This is a genomic window from Methylovulum miyakonense HT12, from assembly GCF_000384075.1.
GTDB lineage: Bacteria > Pseudomonadota > Gammaproteobacteria > Methylococcales > Methylomonadaceae > Methylovulum > Methylovulum miyakonense.
In genome coordinates, this window is sequence record NZ_KB913025.1 from 1,480,000 (window position 1) to 1,502,111 (window position 22,112).

Sequence of the window (22,112 nt, forward strand, 5' to 3'; positions counted from 1 at the left end):
AGCATGGCAAGGTAACTGTGAAGGTTGGGTTTCGTCCTTTTGCGGCCCAATTTTTCAGGCGGCTATGTGGTTGGTGATGGTTAGGCTTTAATGATACTGGCTAGCCCAACAAGCCAGTCAAAGGGACGCGCCGCCCGTTGGGGGTTTTGAAGTTCCATTTTAAGTTCGGTGGATCCGTTTAAGTCCTGTAGGCGGCGCGCGCCTTACCGTAACGTTATTCAGCTAAAGAAGCCGTTAGAAGTCCAAAAAACCACAAGCCATTTTGATAGTCGAGGATTAAATATGAAGCAGGCTTTAATCGTCTACCCTGTGTTTGCAGTTGTATTGCTCACTTTTGTAATCGGTATCTGGATGCTCAGGCTCAGAATCAGGGCTGTTAAGGAGGAGGGCTTAAATCCGGGGTATTTTCTTCTAAATAGAGGGGCCAAGCTACCCGATGGGCTGGCAAAGGTAACCCAACATTACGATAACCTCTTTGAAATGCCCGTCCTGTTTTATGTGGCCTGCTTATCTGTTCTCGCCACCAATAGCGCCGACATTGTTTTCCTTTGTTTGGCTTGGTTTTTTGTTGGGGCTAGGTATGCCCACGCTTACATTCACACCACCTATAACGGCTTAAAGCACAGGAGGCTTGCTTTCTTGGCAGGCACGTCAATTGTCGCCGCCATGTGGATTAAGCTATTCATCCAATTGCTTGCGGCGTAGTTTCGCAACGATTGGATATACAGGGTTGGTGGTGGCAACTGGCAATAGATGATTGCCGGCTTGTAGCCCCAACGGCCGGGATGCACGGTAGCAAGCCATAGCCAGCCGTCATCCTGGATGCCTGTTAATGCGGTGGCCGATCCTGCCCCGTCCGGCGGTTTTGAAGTGTGGCTTTATCAAGGTTCGGCGGCTCCCCCTTGTCGCTTAGAGGGGTCTTTTGCTATTGTCGGGCGTTGAAATAGCGGCGCCCGTGCGCAACCATCCGCGAAGGATTCATCCCATGCCGAAAAAACGCTTTCCTCTGCCCAATGTGTATGCCCTGCTGGAGCCTGGGCCTGTTCTCTTATTGACAACCGCCCATGGGTCACAGGCCAACGTCATGACGATGTCTTGGCACTCCATGCTGGAGTTCGAGCCACCCTTGGTTGGCTGTGTCGTCAGTGACCGGAGCCATTCGCACACGCTCCTTTTGGCGTCCAAAGAGTGTGTCCTGAACATACCGACCGAGGAGATCGCGGAGAAGGTTGTGGGCTGCGGCAACACGACCGGAGCCAAGGTCGACAAATTCAGCAAATTCGGGCTCTCGCGCAGCGCGGCGGAATCTGTCTCCGCTCCCTTGCTCGACGACTGCTTCGCCAGTCTCGAATGCCGGATCGCCGACACAGGGATGGCCCGGAAGTATTCGTTCTTCGTCCTGGAAGTTATCCATGCTTGGGTTGACCCGAATATCGGGGAGCCCCGCACTCTCCACCATCGGGGGTACGGCAGCTTTATGATTGCCGGGGAGACCATCACGCTACCGTCGAAGATGAGATGAACAATTAATGGTGGCGCAGCATGCATAGGGTTGCTGGCGCCTTTTACGGTAAATATTAGCCCATCCACAGAGTGTTATGGAAAGTCGGATCAATTTAGGCAAAGTGGCGCCGGAGTTATACCAAGCGGTGGCCAGTCTTGATCGCCAAGCAAATGCACTCGCTACAACAGCAGGGATCGCTGAAGGTTTCTCGCATCTATTGCGTCTTCGTGCGTCCCAGATAAACCAATGCGCTTTCTGTATCAGGCTCCATACACGCGATGCATTGGCGAATGGCGAATCTATAGGCCGTATTAGTGTTTTGCCCGCTTGGCGAGAAACCCAATATTTTAATGAAAAAGAACGGGCCGCCCTCGCGCTTTGTGAAGCTGTGACGCTAATTTCGGTGGGGCAGGTACCGGACTCTGTCTACGCGGAAGCCGCTGCCGTGCTCTCACATGAGGAAATTGCCGCAGTCGAATGGCTTGGCATAGCGATCAACGCTTGGAATCGGATCGCCATATCCAGCCGGTATCCAGTAAACCCGTAAGATGGCGGCAAAGCGGTGTAGGCCCGTCCGGCAAGGTCAAGGGTAGGGCTGCCTGATGGATCAGCGGCGGTATTTAAGGGTCTTGCCGTGAGCGCGGACTAGACTTCGATTTAATGAACACATTACCGGGACAAATAATGGGTGTAAAAGAACATTACGAGCACCATCTTGGCGATTTTTATTCGTGGATGGTTGGTGATTTCGAGACCAAGCAACAAGAGCATCAACTGTTTTTAGAAGCTAACCAGCTCTTTCCGCGTTCCACAAAGATGGCCTTGGATCTCGGCGCCGGGCACGGTATCCAAAGCGTATCCCTAGCCCGGCTAGGCTATACGGTAATCGCCATTGATTTTAATCGGCAGCTCTTGGCAGAATTGGAACTTAACAAGCGGCAATTCGCGATCACCGGCATTAATGACGATATTCGCCGGGTAAGGGAATATGCCGACCCTCAGCCCGAAGCCATTATTTGCTGGGGTGACACGCTCACGCATCTTGAAAGTTCCGAAAGCGCCAGGCAATTCATCATCAACTGTTGTGGCATATTGGCCGATAACGGAAAACTGATATTGGCCTTCCGTGACTATTCAACAGAACTTGTTGGCGACAACCGGTTCATTCCGGTAAAAAGCGATGACACCAAAATACTGACTTGTTGCTTGGATTATGAAACTGACAAAGTGCGCGTCACCGACCTTTTACATGTCAAAACGGCAAATGGTTGGCAACAAAAAGTGGGCTCGTATTATAAAGTGCGCCTTGCACCCAAAGACATCGTGGCAACCATTGTAGAATGTGGTTTGGCTGTCACGTTTAACGAAGTGGTCAACCGCATGGTCACCATCATTGCAGTCAAGCAGTGAAAACATGGCTTATCCCAACAGGCACATCATTTAATAACTGACGTTACGCAGTAACGTAGTTTTTATCCCGTTTGCCGTGTCGAGCACCGCAGTATTGGTCGGGACTAGCCCGAAGGGGTGCGGCATGGATGCCGCACGGCGGCAAAGGGGCAGGAAGCCCCTTTTGCCGCCCCCCGACCAATGCGAGGAGCGCAAGACATCAGCGGCAACCGGGCCGCCTTTTCTTTGGATACTTTCTTTTGGCGGCGCAAAAGAAAGTATCTCGCTTTCGGGTGCGAGAACCCGATTAAAAAAACATCGCGATAGCGACTCTACTTTGTTTATTTTCAACTCGCAGAAAAAGTCTGCGTAACATCAGTTAATAACCCATCTTATGATCACTATCATCCAACGCGTCACCGCCGCTAAAGTGACCGTCAACCATCAGGACATCGGCGAAATCGGCACGGGCATTTTGGCTTTGGTTGGCGTGGAAAAGCCGGATACCCGCCAGGATGCGCACAGGCTGTTGGAGCGTATTTTAAGTTACCGGATTTTTGCCGATGACAATGACCGTATGAATTTGAGTTTGCGGGACATTAACGGTGGTTTGTTGTTAGTCCCCCAATTCACCCTGGTTGCCGATACCCAAAAGGGCAGCCGCCCCAGTTTTACGCCCGCCGCACCGCCGGAACAAGGCCGCGAATTATTCGCGTATTTGCAAGGCCTGGCGCAGGCGGCCTACGCCAATGTAGCCTTTGGCGAGTTTGGCGCGGATATGCAGGTTTCTTTGGTCAATAACGGGCCGGTCACCTTTACCTTGCGGACGCATCACCCCTGATTCGCCAAGGCGGGCCAGCCATAGGGTCCTGCCAGGCATCCTCAAATTCATCATCAAGGTGCCTGTATCCCGTATAATTCCATTTTTAATTTGAGAACCCCAGATCATGACCATTTCCCTCGTTGAACTTGAAACCATTGTGCGTGAAGCAGGGCAGATTGCCCTTGCGCATTTTAAAGATTTGAAGAATACGGAAATCCACAAAAAAAATCCGCGTGATTTTGTCACCGCCGCCGATCTTGCGGTGGAAGCCTATTTGCAGGCCACACTGACGAAAAAATACCCCCGGTATGGTTTTTGGGGTGAAGAGGGCGGGCAATCGGCGGATCAGTCCGCACGTTGGGTCGTTGATCCGATAGACGGTACCCATTCGTTTTCCAGAGGCCAGTATTTTTGGGCAATCAGCGTGGCTTTGGAAATTGATGGCGAGCTGATGGCGGGTGCGGTTTATGCCCCTGCTTTGGATGATTATTACACGGCGGCAAAAGGGCGGGGCGCGTTTAAAAACGGCGTGGCCATTAACGTGTCTGACGAAAGCGGTTTGGCGGATGCCATGGTGGCGACAGGATTCGCGTGCTTGCGTTCGTATTTGACCGACAATAATCTGGAGCGGTTTGGGCGCATTGCCCAACGGACGACGGGGCAGAGGCGGTTCGGTTCGGCGGCGATGGATTTATGCCTGGTTGCCGATGGCCAGGTCGATGCGTTTTGGGAGCAGGAATTGAATTTGTACGATGTCGCCGCGGGCGCGTTGGTCGTCCTGGAAGCGGGCGGTACGGTCACGGATTTCCAGGGTAATCCGGGCGTGTTCCCTAAGCAAATTTTGGCGACCAACGGCAAAGTCTTGGCGGAAATTTTGACGTTGATGTGAGGCTTGAAAACGCCAGCGCCTTTCAGGTTTAAGGCCTGAAAGGCGCGTCGCCAAGCGCCGGGTGTTTGGTGTTCACCTGTTCCTGATACGGCAAATGGGCCATCACCTAAATGACCATAAAGTCGGCATTGGTCAGCGCAAGGTTTATGCCCAATTGTGCAATTTGCACCTTGGCGCCCGCGCCATTTCCGTCCGCATCATAGGCCAATGCCCCGGTCGTGGGGGTGTAAATGATATAATCATCCGCCCCGATGGCCGCCGCCGCTTTCACAAATAGGGCGCTATCCAATGTCCCTGTGGTTGCCAATTTGGCGAAAATGGCGTTGTCCAGTTGGATGGTGTCGTCATTTACGGTAAAGTCAGTGATGATGTCAATATTTTCCGTTGGCGAAGCGTTAAAGCGGAAGCTGTCCATGCCGGGCCCCCCTGTCAATTTATCATTGCCTAGGCCACCTACCAGCAAATCAAAACCAATCCCCCCATCCAAGCTATTGGCCGCACTGTTGCCAATGAGGGCGTTGCCTTGCGTATTGCCTATGCCGTTAATGGCGGCATCGCCTGTGAGGAAAAGGTGTTCGACATTGATAGGCAGCGAATATGACGCGCCGGACTGGATTTGGTCGATGCCGGAATCGGCATTTTCTAGGACGCTATCTTGGCTGAGGTCAACGACATAGATGTCATTGCCCAAGCCGCCTTTTAGTGTGTCAATGCCCATTCCGCCATTCAAGATATTGTCGCCGCTAGTCCCGGATATCTCGTTTGATAGGGTGTTGCCCGTGCCATTGATGTCTTCGATACCTAGCAAGGCGAGGTTTTCCACGTTCGCGGACAAGGTAAAGCTTGCAGAAGATTTGACCATATCAATGCCTTCATTGGCCGCTTCGATGACCGTATCGCCAGTGACATCCACCACAAAGGTGTCGTCGCCTTCACCGCCGTTGAGCTTGTCCGTGCCCGTATTGCCGAACAAGGTGTCGTTGCCCGCCCCGCCGGACAGCGAATCATCGCCGCCCCAGCCGCTAAGGACATTGTCGCCCCGGTTACCGATGATGATATTGTTGGCGTTGTTGCCTGAGCCATTGATGTCCTCATCCCAGAGTTTCACGGGTTCTAAAGTATAAATCGAATAAGCTCCGGATACGTTGGCCGCTGCTTTGAATTGGCTGATAGGCACAAAACGGGTCATGTCATTGACTTTGTGCCGCCCCGAATCGGCGATATAAAAACCCATCAGTTGGCCTTTGTCCGTCGTATCGCTGTCGTTATAAACCACGCCAGTGATCGTGATGGCGTGGTTGACTGCGCCGTTGCCCGTGTAAGTAGGTTCACCCCACAGTTTGCCAGCATTGACGCCTAGGATCACGCCGCGCCCGCTCATGACTAAGTTGGCCAAGCCTTGCTCGTTGTAGCCCCACAACAAGTCGTTGCGCATCCCAAGTGCGGATAAGATAGCCTGTTGCTCGGCTGGAGTCGTGCCGCCACGATCGTAATTCGGCAAGTTGGGGTCTTTCAGAGTCCAATTGTTGTTGATGGCGAAATGGATCACATCACTTTCTGTAGTCGGTTTGCCCGCTTGGGTCATCAGGTTGGAGATGGCCGTCAAAGAACAAGTGCCTAAGAAACCGTCAACGGCATCGCCTTGGATGTAATCCAGTTCGTTCATTTTGGGGTAGCCGTACACCAGCACATCTGTATTATCGACCTTCCCCGATTCCGGTTTGGAAAAATCCAACAGCACCAAGTCTTCGGTATTGGCATCCAAGGCGTAGCTGATGGTGCTTTGCACCCGGTCCACCCCTTCGCCCGCCAATTCGACAACCTGGTCGCCGACATTATCGACATAATAGGTGTCGTTGCCTTCGGCACCAATCATCGTGTCCGCACCAGTGACACCATCCAAAATGTTTCCGGCATTATTGCCGATGATTTTGTTGTTCAGTTTATTGCCCGTGCCATGGATCCAAAGGCCATCCAACAGCCGCAATTCTTCAATGTTCTGGTTGAGCAGGTAATTGCTGCTGCTGATGACCGTGTCGTAACCGGCCCCAGCCTCTTCCGCGATGCTGTCGTTGACGCTGTTGACAATATAAATGTCATTGCCATTACCGCCTTGCATGTCATCAGCACCCGCGCCGCCGTCCAAATAATCGCTGCCTTCGCCGCCCAACAGAAAATCCTTACCCGCGCCGCCATAGAGCCAATCGCCATCGGTTTCATCCGCCATCAAGCTTTGTTTTTCTTCATTATAGGCTGTGAAACCGACCAGCACGTCATCGCCATTGCCGCCATACAGCACATCGTTGCCGACTTGGCCGAACAGATTGTCATTGCCATCTTCGCCATAGAGCTTGTCATTGCCAGCTCCGCCCTGCAACTCATCATCACCCGCTTCGCCAAACAACCAATCATTGCCCAGTCCGGCGATGGCAACGTCATTGCCGTTGCCGCCATACAGCCAATCGTCATCGGTTTCGCCCGCCGCCAACGTCTTTTTGGGTTCGTTGGAAGCCGTGAAACCCATCAGGAAATCATCGCCGTCCCCTCCCCATAACTTGTCATTGCCGGTTTGCCCGAACAGATTGTCTTCGCCCGCCTCGCCCACCAGTTGGTCATTGCCATAGCCGCCTGTCAACTGGTCGTTGCCGTCGCCGCCGAAGGCCTTGTCATCGCCGTGCCAACCATCGACAAAATCGTTGCCGCTGCCGCCGTCCAAGGTGTCGTTGCCCAAGTCGCCGAACAGGTTGTCATTGCCGTTACCGCCGTATAAGGTGTCATTGTCGGTTTCGGTGCCTGACAGGCTTTGTTTGCTTTCATTGCTGGCCGTGAAACCCACCAAAATGTCATCGCCATCGCCGCCCCATAAGGTGTCGTTGCCCGTCTGGCCGAACAGCTTGTCGTTTTGGGTCTCGCCGGATAAGCGGTCATTGCCATAGCCACCTTGCAGTTCATCAGCACCCCAGTCACCGAACAGGCTATCCGCCCCGGCATCGCCGAAAAAGGTGTCGTCGCCCACGCCGCCATCCAGTATGTCATCCCCAACATCCCCCACCAGCTGATCTGCTCCTGCACTGCCGTACAAGGTGTCATTACCAGCATCGCCCCAAAGGAAGTCGTCACCCTCTCCGCCATCCAATCGGTCATTGCCCAAACCACCCGACAAGGTATCCGCACCGGCTTCACCGTAGAGGAGGTCATCATCGATTTCGCCAGCATTGAGCGTTTGCTTGGCCTCGTTAGAAGCGGTAAAACCTTGTAAAAAGTCGTTGCCGCCACCGCCCCACAAAATATCATTGCCCGTTTGCCCAAACAAACGGTCATTATCCACGCCGCCCACCAGCCGGTCATTGCCATAGCCTCCTTGTAGCTGGTCTAAGCCTGCGCCACCGAACAACCTGTCATCGCCATCTTCGCCCAACAACGAATCGTCCTGGTTGCCACCATCGACATAATCATTACCCGACCCGCCATAAAGCGTATCCACCCCATTCCCCCCATAGAGATAATCGATGTCGTTTTCGGCATCCAAATAATCGTTGCCTTCGCTACCGTTGAGCACGTCCATGCCATTGCCGCCGAACAGCGTATCATTGCCGATGCCCCCGTCGAGAGTGTCGGCACCGTCCTGCCCGTTCAGTTGGTCATTGCCGTCTTCACCGTAAAGATTGTCATCGCCCGCATAGCCGAGCAATGTATCATTGCCGATGCCGCCCCAGATATTGTCGGCGCGGGTGCTGCCGCCCACTGTGTCATCGCCGTTGCCGCCCAGGAAATTGATGGCCTTGGTGGCGTCGAAAGGGGAGCCATCAAGGAAACTGATGTCAAAAGTGTCCTTGCCGTCGGTGCCGACAATATTTTTCTCGTCTTGGGTAATTTTGGTCAGCTTTATACTGTTGTCATTGGTATCAACCCAAATCCAAATCCTCCCATAAAGCGAGTAAGCATTGCCGTTGTCCCTTAAGGTGCGGTAATTGCTGGCCGGTACGCTTTCAACTTTATTCTCCACAGTTGGCAGACCCAGCACTCCTGGTTGGATAATAGATGTTGGCGGCGTATCATCGCCCGTGGTGGGTGGCAAAGGGGCGGCAGGAACTTTAAGGCTGCTGCCGCGTGTGTAAAAACCGTAGTCGGCGGCGGCGATGGCGGCGATGCCGCGCTCGGCCAGGGTCTTGACTTCCCAGGCCTCGGCCATGCCGTTCTCGTTGGTGTCAGACCAAGCCTTAAGCCCGGCCAGTTCGCCATCCGCCAGCTTGCCGTCGGCGTTATCGTCCATCGCCGTTAGCAAACCAATATTCAGGCCATAGTTGTTGCTGTCCAAAAGCACCGGGGTACGGGCGGCGATGGAGAGGCTGTTATCGGTGGCCGGGTTTTGGCTATCGTAAAAGGCGCCGATGGGGGTGTTGAAATTTAGACCGAAGTTGTAGTCTTCGAAGCCGGGCAATAATGTTGATGACTGGTCGGATACCATCCAATTAGATGCCAAATTCATCACTTGGTTGTACTCGAAATCATTGAACAAGCCATCATTGTGGAAATTGAATGCCTGTTTATCTAAATTTATAACATCATAGAAAACGTCGGCAAGAGATGCTCCATCAGATAATACCCTTCCGGTGGCTACTGCGGCACTTCCGATGACCGCACCTGCATAATAGGAAACAGCGACAGCACCAAGCCCCGCATGTATCTCAGATAACAGCCCCGCATGAATAAGTTCGCCAACGGTAACGGTTGTTCCGTATTTCTCTACAAGGGCTATTAAGGGGCCAGTAGTTGCAAGTGCTGCCACTAATGAGGTGTATAAAGAGGGGGGAACGGGAAGACCCAAAGCGGTCATGTTTTCGTTAAAGTAAGTTGAAAAATCGGACATGCTTACACTCCTAAAATTAAAGATTTATAAGTTATTATTTTCTAACTCAGATTTTATTGCTAACACGCTTTCTTTTGCCCCCTTTAGACTAATATTGTTGCCGTATATTTTTCTGTAGCATTTTATTGCCAAAGCAAACTCACCCTGCGTCAAGAGCTTTTTCACATACTCAAGGCTTTCCATTCCTTTCAGCGGATAAATTCCTTTCTTACGAAGCCAGGCAATTTTTATTAAAGAATAAATACGGCCTATTGTAAAAATACACGCTGTAAATAAATATATAATACTTAAGGCCTTGAAAGGATCAGGGGGCTGGATTATGTCTTGCAAAATCATACTCCTAAGCCGGATGGAGGATGTCCCCATCCGCAATGTTTCCGGTAAGGTTCAAATGGTGGCGGCATCAAAAAAATGTCCGGGCGGTTGCAAACCCAGTCCATCAGGTGCCGTACCGTATTCGCTAAAATTACAATTTGATGAAACTGTCATGTCATTTCTCTTCAGCCGGGTAGGGTGGGCACACGCTTTTCGTGCCCACGCGAAAAATCCGCAATGCAAACGGTGGGCAAAAAAGCCTGCCCACCCTACCCGGCTGCTTTTTCAGTGGTAATCCACTGAAATGTATTTTCGTTGTATTGCATAACTCATCCTCCAACATGATCTTTGCATAAAATTAAAAACCACTGCGGTTCAATGCGCCGCAGCAAACATTCGCCAGAAGCCCAATCTTCCGGCCAATCACCATCCAATTGTTCCAGCACACGCCATGGCCGACGCTGACCGTCGGCAAACTGCATAGCCCCCAACAGTTTCCCCTGTTCAATGCGCGGTTCGGGCAAGGGGAAATACAAGTAACCTTTCAGCCGGTTGACCCAAGGCCATTCTTTTCCGGCTCCTGCAATATACATCGTACTCTCCACATAAAACCGCCACGCCCATTCGTGGTTGCTGGCTGGTTCAACGGTGCGTGATGATGAATAAACACTTGGCGGCCAAGGAATCATGTTATAAAAATAATCGATCCCATGCCGTGCCTTCCAAGCTGGTTTATTGAGAAACCCCGCATAATTCGTCTGAGACATTGCCTGATCTTTGGCGTCATCAAAATCCTGCCGGTGCTGATTGAAGCTATCAATCATTTTTTGGTCGGCAGGCAACTTTTTGAAGTTAAGGGCCTGATGGTAGTTAGCCCACGCATCCCAGCACTTAGAAAAATATTCAAATCCTTTGCAAGATCCTTCTGGGTCAATATTCCTAACTTGCCAATAAATGAGCAAAATTCCAACCAAAAAAAAGCCATTTTAATGTTGTCGTAAGCACATGAATTATTTTCATTTTTCAAATATCCTGCTAGCAGGCGATGCCCAACTTTTCATTGCGCCAATTCTTGAGCGGCATTAATGGCGAGTCCGGTGGTGTTTTCATGATGTTTCCCCATTGGGCCATTTCACGGCACCTTCTGTTGCGAAGGTCTAATTTCATAGGGCTTTGGGTCGGCAGGCTATCCTAATTTCCAGAAATTGTCTAACATTTAAAATAAGATGACTAACAGCTAAAACACCTCATCCGCCACAGCCATTTCTTTCATTTTTGCGGTATCCATGAACGATAACTAAGTGCGACCCGGTATCAATGCGGAATATGGGCCATTTGCTGTAGTAGTTTGAAAACATTGCCCGACAGACAACAATGCCCCGGCTTGGCGGCGATGAGTTTATGCTTAGTTGCCAATGGTCAAGTCGATGCGTTTTGGGGGTAAGAATTGAATTTGTATGATGTCGCCTGGCGCGTTGGCCGTTCAGGAAGCGGGGGTCGGTGACGGGTTGCCAAGGCAATCCTGGTGTTTCCCCAAGCAGGTTTTGGCGGCTGACGGTGTGGTTTTGCTTGGGGTTTTGATCTTGATGCGGGTGTGGGGGCGGGCGGTAAAAGGCCTGCTTTGTGGCTTGGTTATCGGGGGCAAACCAAGGTTGCCCCGAAGAACCCTTGGTTGGATGTTTCCAATAATACCTATCCGGCCAAATTGGTTTTAAGCCCATCTGTCGCGAAGGGCATGACATTTTGCCGGCACAGCTTTTCGTGGTTCAACAGAAGCTAGGGTTTTAAGCGGCTTAGCGGTTATTGCCTAAGGTGCAGGGAAGCGTTAATAAGCCGGGTCACTAGGCTTGGGCTTTAAATTCTCAGGATCTTTTTGTTGGAGGCTGTCGCCTGTTATGAACCCAAATAAGCCTGTAAATTTTTCCCATAGAGTCCTGTCCAAATTCCGCTTAGGCACAATCACGGTGGTTTCGCGCGGTGGTTTGATAACCGGCACGGCGGCTGGCCTTAGATCGCCTTGGATACCGGCAAGCTCATCGCCACTAAAAACCAGCGAAATCCTTTTTTGCACGGTATCTTGTCCGCTGACTTTATCGGAATAGATATAATCCCACCGCGACTGGTGAAACACGTCTTTCAGCATCGGCGACCCCATGATGTACAGCACTTGGCGTTTATTCATGTGCGGTTTGAGCTGGTCTATCATGTCTTGCTCGACAATATTCCCCTGCTGGATTTCCAGCGTGTACACTCCCGGTAAATGGTTCAAAACGGTGGAGCAGGACGCGAGGGTTAAAGACAGCAGACAAACGGAAAAAAGCGGTTTACTCATTGGGCCGGCGACATGGAGTGAAAAGGCAAAATCATACAGGATGTTAAACAATTATCCTATAAAACTGTCATGCCTTGAACGCCTGAAAAAGGCTACAATGGGCGCAATTCCCACTTACCGCCGACAAAATTAGTTTAGGAGCTTAACAATGGAATCCCATGATTTAAGAAGTGCGGGCTTAAAGGTCACACTGCCCCGTGTCAAGATTCTGCAAATTTTAGAGAAACAAATTAATGAACGGCATTTGACCGCCGAGAAAGTGTATAAGATTTTGTTGAGCGAAAATGAAGAAATTGGTTTGGCGACCGTTTATCGTGTGCTGACCCAATTTGAGGCGGCAGGGCTAGTGACCCGCCATCATTTCGAAGGTGGCAACTCGGTGTTTGAATTGTCGACCGCCGACCACCATGACCACATCATGTGCATGAAATGCGGCAAAGTCGATGAATTTAGCGACGATGTCATTGAAGCCCGGCAAAAGGAAATTGCTGACAGACTTGGTTACGAACTGACCGACCACGGCCTTTACTTATACGGTTTCTGCCCCCAGTGCAGGAAACATTGATCCCTCCCCTTACCGACATCCTTCATGTTTAAACCCTTGATTTTTTATATTGGCCTGCGTTACACGCGGGCGGAACGGCGCACCCAATTCATTTCTTTCGTCACCTTGGCCTCGGTGTTGGGCATCGCCTTAAGCGTCGTGGCCCTGATCACCGTGTTGTCGGTGATGAACGGCTTTGTCGAACAAATCAGTGCGCGGATGCTCAGCATGACCGCCCATGCGACCATGACCGGACGCTACGGTCAGCTCGACAACTGGCAAGAGCTGGAGCAAAAGCTCGCGGGTACGGCGCATGTGCAAGGCGTGGCTCCGTTTATCAATGGCCAAGTGATGATTAACGCCGACAGGCGCGTCAGCGGCACGGTGTTGACGGGCGTGTTGCCGGAGTCGGAAGCGAAAGTGTCGGAAGTCGCCGAAAAAATGACTTCCGGCAAATTGTCCGATCTGGTTGCCGGACAATATGGCATTGTTTTGGGCCAAGAGCTCGCCAATTATTTGGGCGTGATGACGGGCGACAAAATCACCGTCATCAGCCCGCAAGTCAATTCCACGCCTGCCGGGGTCGTGCCACGGATGCGCCGCTTCACCGTCGTCGGCACCTTCAATGTCGGCATGTACGAATATGACCGCAACATGGCCTTTGTGCACATTGACGATGCGTCGAAACTGTTCCGTATGGACGGGGCGGTGTCGGCGGTGCGCATCAAACTTGATAACCTGCTGGACGCCCCGCAGATCACCCAGGAACTGGCGGAAAAGTTTTACGGTGATTACCAAGTCAGCGACTGGACGAAAGCGCACGACAATTTCTTCCAAGCCATCAAAATGGAAAAGCGGGTGATGTCGATTATCTTATTGATGATGGTCGCCGTGGCGGCGTTTAACATCGTCTCCACGCTGATTATGGTCGTTACTGATAAACGCGGCGACATCGCCATCTTAAAAACCCAAGGTCTGACTGCCGGTTCGGTCATGGGCATTTTTATGGTGCTGGGTACGGTGATTGGTTTGGTCGGTACGGTATTGGGCGTCATTGGCGGCGTGTTGCTGGCGTGGAATATCGCCGACATCATCAAAACTGTTGAAAACACTTTTGGCATTAAATTCCTGTCCGCACAAGTCTATTACATCAGCGATCTGCCTTCGAAACTGATCTGGACGGATGTTTACGTCATCGCCAGCATGGCGTTTTTGCTGTCCTTACTCGCCACCATTTACCCCGCTTGGCAAGCGTCGAAAGTCAATCCGGCGGAGGTGCTGCGTTATGAATAAACCGATTTTATCCTGCCAAAACCTCACCAAACGCTATACCCAAGGCGAGTTGGACGTTGAGGTCTTAAAAGGCGTGAACCTGCACATCGGCATCGGCGAACAGGTCGCCATCATGGGCGCCTCCGGTTCCGGCAAAAGCACCTTGTTGCATTTGCTAGGCGGATTGGACAAACCCACAGGCGGCAATGTGGTTTTGGATGGCATGGATTTGAATAAAATCGGCAGCCGCCAACAAGCCAAACTGCGCAACAAATCGCTAGGTTTCATCTACCAATCCCACCATTTGCTAGGTGAGTTCACCGTCTTGGAAAATGTCGCCATGCCTTTGTTGATTGCAGGCGAAGCGGTATCTGAGGCCAAACACCGCGCCACCGCCTTGTTGCAACGCGTCGGCCTAGGCCACCGCATCGCCCACAAACCCGGCGAACTCTCCGGTGGCGAACGCCAACGTGCCGCCGTGGCAAGGGCGTTAATCAACAAACCCGCCGTGATTCTGGCGGACGAGCCCACCGGCAACCTCGACAGCAAAACCGCCGAACAGGTCTACCAACTGATGCTGGAGCTAAACCAAGAACTGCAAGTGAGCTTTTTGGTCGTCACCCATGACCATGAACTGGCGGCGAAAATGGGTAAGGTGTTGCATATGGAGGATGGGGTGATTGTGGGGGGGTAGTTAAAGCGTTTCATCAACCTATTTAAAGCAACATGAGCGAAACAAAACCTTTAGCAGAAGTTGTTGTTATTTTAAACAATGATGAGGAAATAGAAGGTGCTTGTAGAACGCTTAATGAATTGGCAGAGGATGTTTCCGCTGAAATATTAACCGCTTATATTCAGTGTTCAGAAAATGATCTTCGACATAAGATTTATATGGAAGCGACTCAAGAAGCTCTTTTGAGAGTTTTTGGTTGGAAATTGCAAAGGGTGAAATTTTACGATAGCAGTGAAGATGCTGGTAAATATCCTGATGCTTATTTCTGGCAGGAATTAAATGAACCAGTCTTACCTAAGCCACTACAAGGGATGATTCGGACAATGGGGCTTGTCCAGCCAGGCCGCAGTGATAATGGTAGTGCAGATAATATTTCGTACGAGATTTCATGTTGCTGAGCTTTAATTTACAAAGTTGGTTAAAAATTGTTTCTAGGCGGTGTCTATATTGAACCTGTCACCTAACATTTTTGGAGGTGTTTACTATGATTGCTGTATCTGAAGAGTTAGAACAATCTTTTTTGCAATTGGCAGAAATTGAGCATAAACCCGTTAACAAGCTCGTTGAAATGGCTTTGACCGCATTTTTAGAAGATTATCATGATGCCCGTATTGCCGAAGCTGCAATAGAAAGGCTTGAGCGTGGTGAATCTAAGCTTATTTCTTTGGAGGATGCCGAAAGGATGCTAAATGAAATGGACGGTTAGCTTTGATAAATACGCCCTTAAGGAATTATCAAACCTGGATAAGCAAGATAGAAATAGGATTTTGAAGTTTCTTAAAGTCGATGTCTTGGCCCTTGAAAACCCGCGTCAGCTTGGCAAAGCCTTAACGGGTAAATTCAAGGGAATGTGGCGTTATCGGGTTGGTGATTACCGGGTTATCTGCCAGATTGTTGATAGTGAATTAGTGGTTTTGGTGGTTGGGATAGGGCATCGTTCAACTGTGTATAAATGAGGAATTGCGCTGGTTCCCAAGCTCTGGCTTGGGAATACAACTCTAAAAAGTTCTAGCTTCGGGAATACTGGAAGCCGAAGCTTCCAGAACCGCATTCCCAAGCTGGAGCTTGGGAACGAGTGAATGGTGCTAGAAAAAACATTTTGCAATGTCGAGCCAAAGATGATTATTAAAATATCTAGTTATGATTGGAATCCCAAGGGTTTAGTTAGATCAGCAGTTGAAGACTATATACGGTTTATTCACCATGTTACCGCTCAATCAGCCTCTGCCAGTCCTGATTGTCAAGCCGTTGTCGACAAGATTCACAACCTCGGAAAATTATTGGACACCTTCGACAAGCGCGATGAATATGAGGAAGCTTTCGGGAAGGAGTGGGGACGAACCTTCGAATACAGGAGCTGCTGCTCTCAAGAAATTATCGAAACAGAGCGACTTTTATCATTCTCTGAAATGAATGTTGACGTAAGAAAGTGTTTTGTTCTTGCGTTAGAGAGACATCCCATAGACATGCGCCAAAGTGAAGAAGATGAAGCTAAGTATGGGCATCCTTTAGTTGATAAAGCAAAACAGCGTCTATCCTTAATAAATGAATTTCCGCTTAATCAACCTATTCGGATGTATGACATGATTATGCCAGTTGAAGTTGAAGAAGATGAACTGGACTTAATTATAGAAAGTGTCAGCTTTATATTTGCACCTTACGATATGTTTCAATGGAAAAGTGACATTCCACAATTGCATGAGTGCGCTAAAGAATGGTTTTCTTCCAATGCATCGAAGGATGGTAATGATTTGGCGTTGCTAGATATAACATTGGAGGAATATATTTCGATTAAGGCATCCAAAAGTTAAACGGTAGTGCCATATGTTTATATCGCCTACAGTGTTCGATATGGAATCATTTGATTGGAGACTGAAGTTATGCGTTTGAAAGCAATTCAGGAGATTGAAATTTTACATATTGTCAATTTAACTAAGCCGCTATCAGCTCGAAATATCAAATTTTAATAATCTAGAAGTTACGCATTGACGACAGCCTGAAAATCTGGGCTCAAGTGGCTCATGGTAGGCATTAGTCGACCAATGAACCCTGCAATGACCCCGTTGAACAGGTTACGCTGGACGCTATAACAGTTATCTATCAAGGACATGGCACTGAGTTTCTGGAGTTGGACATAGCCGCATAGGGCGGCGAACAGGTGGTTTCGGATGGCGTTCTTGCTGCGCACCTGGAAATGTTCGATGTTGCAGACCTGCTTTATGGCGCGGTGGTACTGCTCAATATGCCAGTGCTTGTCGTGCTGTTCGGTGAAGGTTTTCCGGCCGACGGCGGCGAGCTGGTCGTCATCGGGCAAGAAAACCGCATAATGGCGTGGCTGGTCTTTCAGCCAGGTCCGGAACAGTTTCACGTTGCCGAAGTCCTTGAGCCAGACCAGCAGGCCGTCATCGGGGATGTCGAGCTTTTGCACCTGCGTCCACTGGCCTTTGTCCACGGACACGGTGCGGTTGCTTTCGATGGCGAACAGCCCACCCCGCTGGTGGTTTTTCACCCGCTTCAGGTTGTCCGCACCGCTGTACCAGCTGTCGCCGGTCACGAAAGCGGGCTCCAGCCCCCAGGCCAGGACTTCTTCCAGCATGTCGCGGAAGTAGTCGTTTTTGGTCTTGCCTTCCGATTTGTACCCTCTGGGGCATAAATCATAGACGCGGAAGTTGACGGGCAGGTGCTGCCCGTTGGTGTCGGTGTAATACAGCGTGACCAGGCTGATGCCCTTCACGGAACGCTTGTGCTTGCCGGACTAGAAGTAGCCGACGAAAGCCAGGTATTGGCTATACGGCTTGTCCAGCACGCTGTCGTCGACGCTCAACGTGCCGCCTTTCAGGATCAGGAGCGGCGCGGATTCGTTGTACAAATCCTTGCCCTCGTAGCGTTCCCGTTGCAGGAAGCGGGTTGCGCTATCGTGGGAAATCTCCATCACCTCACCCAGACGGCGGCAACTGCCGTATTTGGGTTCGCCCAGCAGGAAGCTGATGTACATCGGCAAGGTGCAACGGGCGGTGCTGGGGCGGGTGATTGTCCTGATCATGGTTTGGCCTTCCGGTGGCGGCTGCTTGGGGAATTTTAAAATTCATATTATAACTTGGCTGTCAATGCGTAACTTCTATAATCTTAGTGAGGGTCGGTCATTGCCCTGAAAACCTAAATCCTTGGTCTTAATAGGGCTTAGTGATTTTAACGCGTGGCAAGATCCGAATCTCTGGCGCGCTTGTTGTAGGGGCGGGCGGTTGTCCGCCCTTTTTGGGTTGTAGGTAAATTACAAGTATTCCGGCGAGCCGCCGCTCGCCGCTACGGAAGCCATTTCTAAATCACATCAATACTTCAGAAATCCCGCCATCCCATGACCCTCATCGCCCCAGCCTTTCTTGCCGGAATTTTGCTGGTGCAACAATTCGCTGTTTTGCCATCCCCTAACTGGCTAATTCTCTGCTCAATAGCCGCTAGTGTCGCCACTTACCACCGCTACCATCCCGCCACTTTTTTCTGTTTAGGCATCCTCTGGGCAACGCTGTTTGCCAATCTGCACTTAAACGACCGTTTGCCCGCATCGTTAGCGGGAATTGATACCGTCATCACTGGAACCATCGCCGATTTGCCGGAAATTAGCGATAACCTCGTCCGTTTTGATCTTACCGTCAACTCTGCTCCAGCGCAGATCCCAGCGAAGATCCGTTTAAGTTGGCAAGATTTCGACCACACGCTTAAGGCCGGACAACAATGGGTATTCACCGTCAAACTCAAGCAACCGCATGGAACGCTGAACCCTGGCGGTTTTGATTATGAGCGTTGGCTGTTTACCGAGGGCATAGGCGCGACGGGTTTTGTCCGGCCTTATCCTAAGCCTGTGTTGTTGGCGCAAGCCCCGCGCTTTTCTATTAGCCATAGTCGCCAGGCTATTAATGACCGCTTGTCGGCCTTGCCCATCAACCCCGGACACATCGCCTTGCTGAAAGCCCTCACCATCGGCTTTGGCAATGATTTGACCCCGGCGCAATGGGATATTTTCCGGAAAACGGGGACGACGCATTTAGTGGTGATTTCCGGTTCGCATATCGCCTTGGTTGCAGGTTTGGTGTATTGGCTGGTGCTGAAACTGTGGGCGAGGACGGGTGTGTTGGTATGGTCTCCGCCACGGGTTGCGGCTGTGGTGGCGTTGGCGGCGGGGGGATTTTATGCGGCCTTGGCGGGTTTTTCGGTGCCTACGCAACGCGCCGTGGTGATGCTGGCGGTGCTCATGCTGGGGATTATTTGGCAACGGCCTGTGCGGCCTTTCCATGCGTTAATGTTAGCCTTATTCGCCGTGTTGGTGTATGACCCGTTGGCGGTGTTGTCGCCGGGGTTCTGGTTGTCGTATGGCGCGGTGGCGGTGATTGTCTATGCGGTCAGCGGGCGTTTGGGACGCTTGGGTTTTTGGCGGGAAATGCTGTATATCAATGGCTACACCTCCTTAGGATTGGCGCCGCTATTGTTGTTTTTCTTCCAGCAAGTGTCGGTGTGCGCGCCGTTGGCCAATGCGTTTGCCGTGCCTGTGATCAGTTTTTTGCTGGTGCCGATGGCGTTAATTGCGACGTTGTTGCTGTTGGTTTATGAGCCGCTGGCAAATGGTCTGATGCTGGTGTTGGATTACGGTTTGCAAGGCCTGATGCTGGCCTTGGCGTGGTTCGCCGATTTGCCGGTCGCCATTATCAATCGTCCGCAACCGTCTGGTTGGGCGTTATTGTTGGCGTTGCCGGGTTTGCTGTGGTTGTTGGCCCCGCGTGGCATTCCGGCGCGGTATCTGGGTCTGGTGATGCTGTTGCCTTTGCTGTTTCCTGACGGCAAAAAACTACAAGATGGCGAGCTGAAAATGACTTTGCTGGATGTCGGGCAAGGCTTGGCGGTGGTGGTGCAAACGGCGGGGCATACTCTGGTTTACGATACAGGCGCGAAATATTCCCCGCAAAGCGACAGCGGCCAACAAATCGTCTTGCCGTTTTTGCGCCAGCAAGGCGTGGCGCATTTGGACGGCCTGACTATCAGCCACGGCGACAATGACCATATCGGCGGCGCGGCTTCGGTGTTACGTGAAATGTCGGCGGACACAGTCTTGACCAGCGTGCCGGAACAGCTTGCCAGTTACGCCCCCGTGCGTTGTGTCGCCGGGCAAACGTGGCAATGGGACGGGGTCGGTTTCAGCGTGTTGTCGCCGCCAGCCACTGCGTTCGTATCCGACAACAACAATTCTTGTGTCGTGAAAATCACGTCCGCTTACGGTTCGGTGTTGTTGACGGGCGACATTGAAGCCGAGGCGGAAATCTGGCTGCTGAAAACCTACCGTGAACAACTGCGTGCCGATGTGCTGGTTGCCGCGCATCATGGCAGCAAAACGTCTTCGACTTATTCTTTCCTGCAAACCGTTTTGCCAAATGCCGTTTTGATCCCCGCCGGTTTCCACAATCAATTCGGCCATCCCCACCCCAAAATCCTGCAACGTTATCGGGAAATGGGCCTGCCATGGCTGAATACGGCGGAAAGCGGCGCCATCACGTTGGCTTATCAAAAAGCGGGCAGGGTGCTGGAAAGTTTTAGGCAGATCGGGGCGCGGTATTGGCATTTTCGGTGAAAATAATATTTGTCCACGAAAGACACGAAAACCACGAAAAGCTTCAATACATAAATGACAAAACGTTATGGAACGGGTATCAACCCCGTTCCAGTGTTTGTGATCTTTTCCGCTTTTTTTTCGTGCTTTTCGTGTCTTTCGTGGAGAATCTCTATTCAAAGACAATAAAAACCATAAGCACCCAAAAAATGTTATAAAATAACGGGTTTTGAAAATTACCGCCGGAGCTTTCCGGTCAATAATAATAAGGATCACGGCTAAAAATTATGCGATGTCCTTTCTGTGGCGCACAAGATACCCGCGTACTGGATTCTAGGTTGGCGAATGAAGGCGACCAAGTCCGCCGGCGCCGTGAATGCAATGTTTGCAAAGAGCGTTTCACCACCTTTGAAGTGGCGGAATTGACGATGCCGCGCGTCATTAAGCGTGATGGCAACCGCGAACCGTTTGACGAAAAGAAGCTCCGTTCAGGGATGCTCAAGGCTTTGGAAAAACGCCCCGTGGATGGCGATGCGATTGAAGCCGCCGTCAACCGGATCAAAAAAGACTTGATGGTGATCGGCGAACGGGAGATTTCCGCGCAGGAGCTGGGCGAAAAAGTCATGAGGGAATTGAGCGGCCTCGACCATGTCGCCTTCGTGCGTTTCGCCTCGGTTTACCGCAGTTTCCAAGATGTCAGCGAATTCACGCAAATGATCGCCGACCTGCAACAGAAAAACCCATGAGCAACACCGCCCGCGATGATGCGCGGTTCATGGCAAAGGCCTTGCAATTGGCACGCAACGGACGCTACACCACCGACCCGAACCCTCGCGTCGGCTGTGTCTTGGTCAGGGATGGCGACATCATCGGCGAAGGCTGGCACCAACAGGCGGGCTATGGCCATGCCGAAGTCGAAGCCCTAAAAACCGTAGCCGACGCGCATGGTGCGACCGCCTATGTCACGCTGGAGCCCTGTAGCCACCACGGCAAAACTCCGCCGTGTTGTGACGCGCTGGTTAACGCCGGAGTCCGCCGCGTCGTTGCCGCTATGCAAGACCCGAATCCCTTGGTTTCTGGGCGAGGTTTGGCAAACTTGCAAGCCGCCGGGATCGAGGTTGCCGTTGGTGTGCTCGAAGCCGATGCCCGCGCCTTAAACCGTGGTTTCATCAAGCGCATGACTGAAAACCGCCCGTTCGTCCGCAGCAAATTGGCGATGAGCTTGGACGGACGCACGGCGATGGCTTCCGGTGAAAGCCAATGGATCACCTCGCCGCAAGCACGGGCCGATGTCCATCGGTTACGCGCCGAAAGCTCGGCGATATTGACGGGCGTCAACACTGTATTAGCGGACGATCCGGCTTTGACAGCGCGGGTCGATTTTACTGTCTTGCAGCCGATACGGGTCATTTTAGACAGCCGCTTGCAAACGCCGCCAGCTGCACAAATGGCGAAACTGCCAGGGCGTTCGTTAATCCTGACCTGCTCGGACGATGCCGAAAAACGGCGGGATTTGCAGGATGCAGGTTTTGAAGTGCATCGTTTGCCGGATAATAAAGGCTGCTTGGATTTGCCCGAAGTCATGCGCTTTTTGGCTGCCCAGCAGATAAATGAAGTCCTAGTCGAAGCAGGCGCGGTGTTGAATGGCGCATTATTGGCGGCAAATTTGCTGGATGAAATTATTATCTACATGGCCCCTTCGATTATGGGCGATCAAGGACGCGGCTTGTTCCATTTGCCGGAGGTTCTGAAAATGGCGGATAAGAAAGAATTGAAGCTGTTGGATGTCCGGCAGGTGGGTGGGGATTTGAAGTTAACGCTGCAACCGAATTGGTAAATGGGGTT

Annotated in this window: 21 protein-coding genes and 1 pseudogene; 16 read left to right on the forward strand and 6 right to left on the reverse strand. The window is 51.3% G+C overall.

Annotated elements, in window-relative coordinates; translation table 11 throughout:
- The first annotated feature begins 282 nt into the window (after positions 1-282).
- The 4 genes from METMI_RS0107770 to METMI_RS0107785 all read left to right on the forward strand — a co-directional run bounded on the left by METMI_RS0107770 (position 283) and on the right by METMI_RS0107785 (position 2,914).
- Positions 283-705, forward strand: coding sequence for an MAPEG family protein (locus METMI_RS0107770; RefSeq protein WP_019865714.1), 423 nt, complete (start codon positions 283-285; stop codon positions 703-705).
- A 280-nt stretch (positions 706-985) separates the two neighbouring features.
- Entirely contained in the window at positions 986-1,522 is a 537-nt protein-coding gene (locus METMI_RS0107775; RefSeq protein WP_019865715.1) for a flavin reductase family protein, read from the forward strand.
- A gap of 76 nt (positions 1,523-1,598) precedes the next feature.
- Positions 1,599-2,051 carry a carboxymuconolactone decarboxylase family protein gene (locus METMI_RS0107780; protein ID WP_019865716.1) on the forward strand — a complete coding sequence of 151 codons (453 nt, stop codon included), beginning with the start codon at positions 1,599-1,601 and terminating at the stop codon, positions 2,049-2,051.
- Positions 2,052-2,188: 137 nt separating this feature from the next.
- Positions 2,189-2,914, forward strand: a complete 726-nt coding sequence (locus tag METMI_RS0107785; RefSeq protein WP_019865717.1) for a class I SAM-dependent methyltransferase — start codon at positions 2,189-2,191, stop codon at positions 2,912-2,914.
- Positions 2,915-2,944: 30 nt separating this feature from the next.
- Here METMI_RS0107785 and METMI_RS26830 read toward each other — a convergent pair whose 3' ends face one another.
- A complete protein-coding gene (locus METMI_RS26830; RefSeq protein WP_156829797.1) occupies positions 2,945-3,244 on the reverse strand; it encodes a hypothetical protein in 300 nt (99 codons plus the stop codon).
- Between the two features lie 43 nt (positions 3,245-3,287).
- Between METMI_RS26830 and dtd the strand changes: the two genes are divergently transcribed.
- Both dtd and METMI_RS0107795 read left to right on the forward strand, forming a co-directional pair.
- The gene (gene dtd, locus METMI_RS0107790; RefSeq protein WP_019865718.1) at positions 3,288-3,734 is read left to right on the forward strand and encodes a D-aminoacyl-tRNA deacylase; all 447 of its coding nucleotides are present in this window, start codon (positions 3,288-3,290) and stop codon (positions 3,732-3,734) included.
- Between the two features lie 106 nt (positions 3,735-3,840).
- The gene (locus METMI_RS0107795; protein WP_019865719.1) at positions 3,841-4,605 is read left to right on the forward strand and encodes an inositol monophosphatase family protein; all 765 of its coding nucleotides are present in this window, start codon (positions 3,841-3,843) and stop codon (positions 4,603-4,605) included.
- 106 nt (positions 4,606-4,711) lie between these two features.
- Here the strand turns inward: METMI_RS0107795 and METMI_RS25375 are convergent, their stop codons facing one another.
- The 4 genes from METMI_RS25375 to METMI_RS0107820 form a co-directional block, all read right to left on the reverse strand.
- On the reverse strand, positions 4,712-9,475 hold the full coding sequence (locus METMI_RS25375; protein WP_083930208.1) for a calcium-binding protein: 4,764 nt from the start codon (positions 9,473-9,475) through the stop codon (positions 4,712-4,714).
- A 24-nt stretch (positions 9,476-9,499) separates the two neighbouring features.
- Positions 9,500-9,805 (reverse strand): hypothetical protein, encoded by a 306-nt coding sequence (locus METMI_RS0107805; RefSeq protein WP_156829798.1) that lies wholly within the window; start codon positions 9,803-9,805, stop codon positions 9,500-9,502.
- A 314-nt stretch (positions 9,806-10,119) separates the two neighbouring features.
- On the reverse strand, positions 10,120-10,764 hold the full coding sequence (locus tag METMI_RS0107810) for a hypothetical protein (RefSeq protein ID WP_019865722.1): 645 nt from the start codon (positions 10,762-10,764) through the stop codon (positions 10,120-10,122).
- 851 nt (positions 10,765-11,615) lie between these two features.
- Positions 11,616-12,122: an outer membrane protein assembly factor BamE gene (locus METMI_RS0107820; RefSeq protein ID WP_029151542.1), complete on the reverse strand. Its 507-nt coding sequence runs from the start codon at positions 12,120-12,122 to the stop codon at positions 11,616-11,618.
- 148 nt (positions 12,123-12,270) lie between these two features.
- Here METMI_RS0107820 and fur point away from each other — a divergent pair, with 148 nt between their 5' ends.
- The 7 genes from fur to METMI_RS0107855 all read left to right on the forward strand — a co-directional run bounded on the left by fur (position 12,271) and on the right by METMI_RS0107855 (position 16,482).
- Positions 12,271-12,687: a ferric iron uptake transcriptional regulator gene (gene fur, locus METMI_RS0107825; protein WP_019865725.1), complete on the forward strand. Its 417-nt coding sequence runs from the start codon at positions 12,271-12,273 to the stop codon at positions 12,685-12,687.
- A gap of 24 nt (positions 12,688-12,711) precedes the next feature.
- The gene (locus METMI_RS0107830) at positions 12,712-13,959 is read left to right on the forward strand and encodes a lipoprotein-releasing ABC transporter permease subunit (RefSeq protein ID WP_019865726.1); all 1,248 of its coding nucleotides are present in this window, start codon (positions 12,712-12,714) and stop codon (positions 13,957-13,959) included.
- Positions 13,952-14,632, forward strand: a complete 681-nt coding sequence (gene lolD / locus METMI_RS0107835) for a lipoprotein-releasing ABC transporter ATP-binding protein LolD (RefSeq protein ID WP_019865727.1) — start codon at positions 13,952-13,954, stop codon at positions 14,630-14,632. Before METMI_RS0107830 ends, lolD begins: the two co-directional genes overlap by 8 nt.
- Positions 14,633-14,664: 32 nt before the next feature.
- Positions 14,665-15,069: a hypothetical protein gene (locus tag METMI_RS0107840; RefSeq protein WP_019865728.1), complete on the forward strand. Its 405-nt coding sequence runs from the start codon at positions 14,665-14,667 to the stop codon at positions 15,067-15,069.
- An 86-nt stretch (positions 15,070-15,155) separates the two neighbouring features.
- Entirely contained in the window at positions 15,156-15,377 is a 222-nt protein-coding gene (locus METMI_RS23415; RefSeq protein WP_019865729.1) for a hypothetical protein, read from the forward strand.
- Complete coding sequence (locus METMI_RS0107850; protein WP_019865730.1) at positions 15,361-15,627, forward strand: type II toxin-antitoxin system RelE family toxin; 267 nt, start codon at positions 15,361-15,363, stop codon at positions 15,625-15,627. Before METMI_RS23415 ends, METMI_RS0107850 begins: the two co-directional genes overlap by 17 nt.
- Positions 15,628-15,750: 123 nt before the next feature.
- On the forward strand, positions 15,751-16,482 hold the full coding sequence (locus METMI_RS0107855) for a hypothetical protein (protein ID WP_019865731.1): 732 nt from the start codon (positions 15,751-15,753) through the stop codon (positions 16,480-16,482).
- Between the two features lie 167 nt (positions 16,483-16,649).
- Here the strand turns inward: METMI_RS0107855 and METMI_RS0107860 are convergent.
- Positions 16,650-17,711: pseudogene (locus tag METMI_RS0107860) on the reverse strand (IS701 family transposase).
- A gap of 315 nt (positions 17,712-18,026) precedes the next feature.
- On the opposite strand from METMI_RS0107860, the gene METMI_RS0107870 reads away from it, so the two are divergent.
- The 3 genes from METMI_RS0107870 (at position 18,027) to ribD (ending at position 22,104) form a co-directional block, all read left to right on the forward strand.
- Positions 18,027-20,288: a DNA internalization-related competence protein ComEC/Rec2 gene (locus tag METMI_RS0107870; protein WP_019865734.1), complete on the forward strand. Its 2,262-nt coding sequence runs from the start codon at positions 18,027-18,029 to the stop codon at positions 20,286-20,288.
- 266 nt (positions 20,289-20,554) lie between these two features.
- A complete protein-coding gene (gene nrdR / locus METMI_RS0107880) occupies positions 20,555-21,013 on the forward strand; it encodes a transcriptional regulator NrdR (protein ID WP_029151544.1) in 459 nt (152 codons plus the stop codon).
- Complete coding sequence (gene ribD / locus METMI_RS0107885; RefSeq protein WP_019865737.1) at positions 21,010-22,104, forward strand: bifunctional diaminohydroxyphosphoribosylaminopyrimidine deaminase/5-amino-6-(5-phosphoribosylamino)uracil reductase RibD; 1,095 nt, start codon at positions 21,010-21,012, stop codon at positions 22,102-22,104. Before nrdR ends, ribD begins: the two co-directional genes overlap by 4 nt.
- Positions 22,105-22,112: the final 8 nt, after the last annotated feature.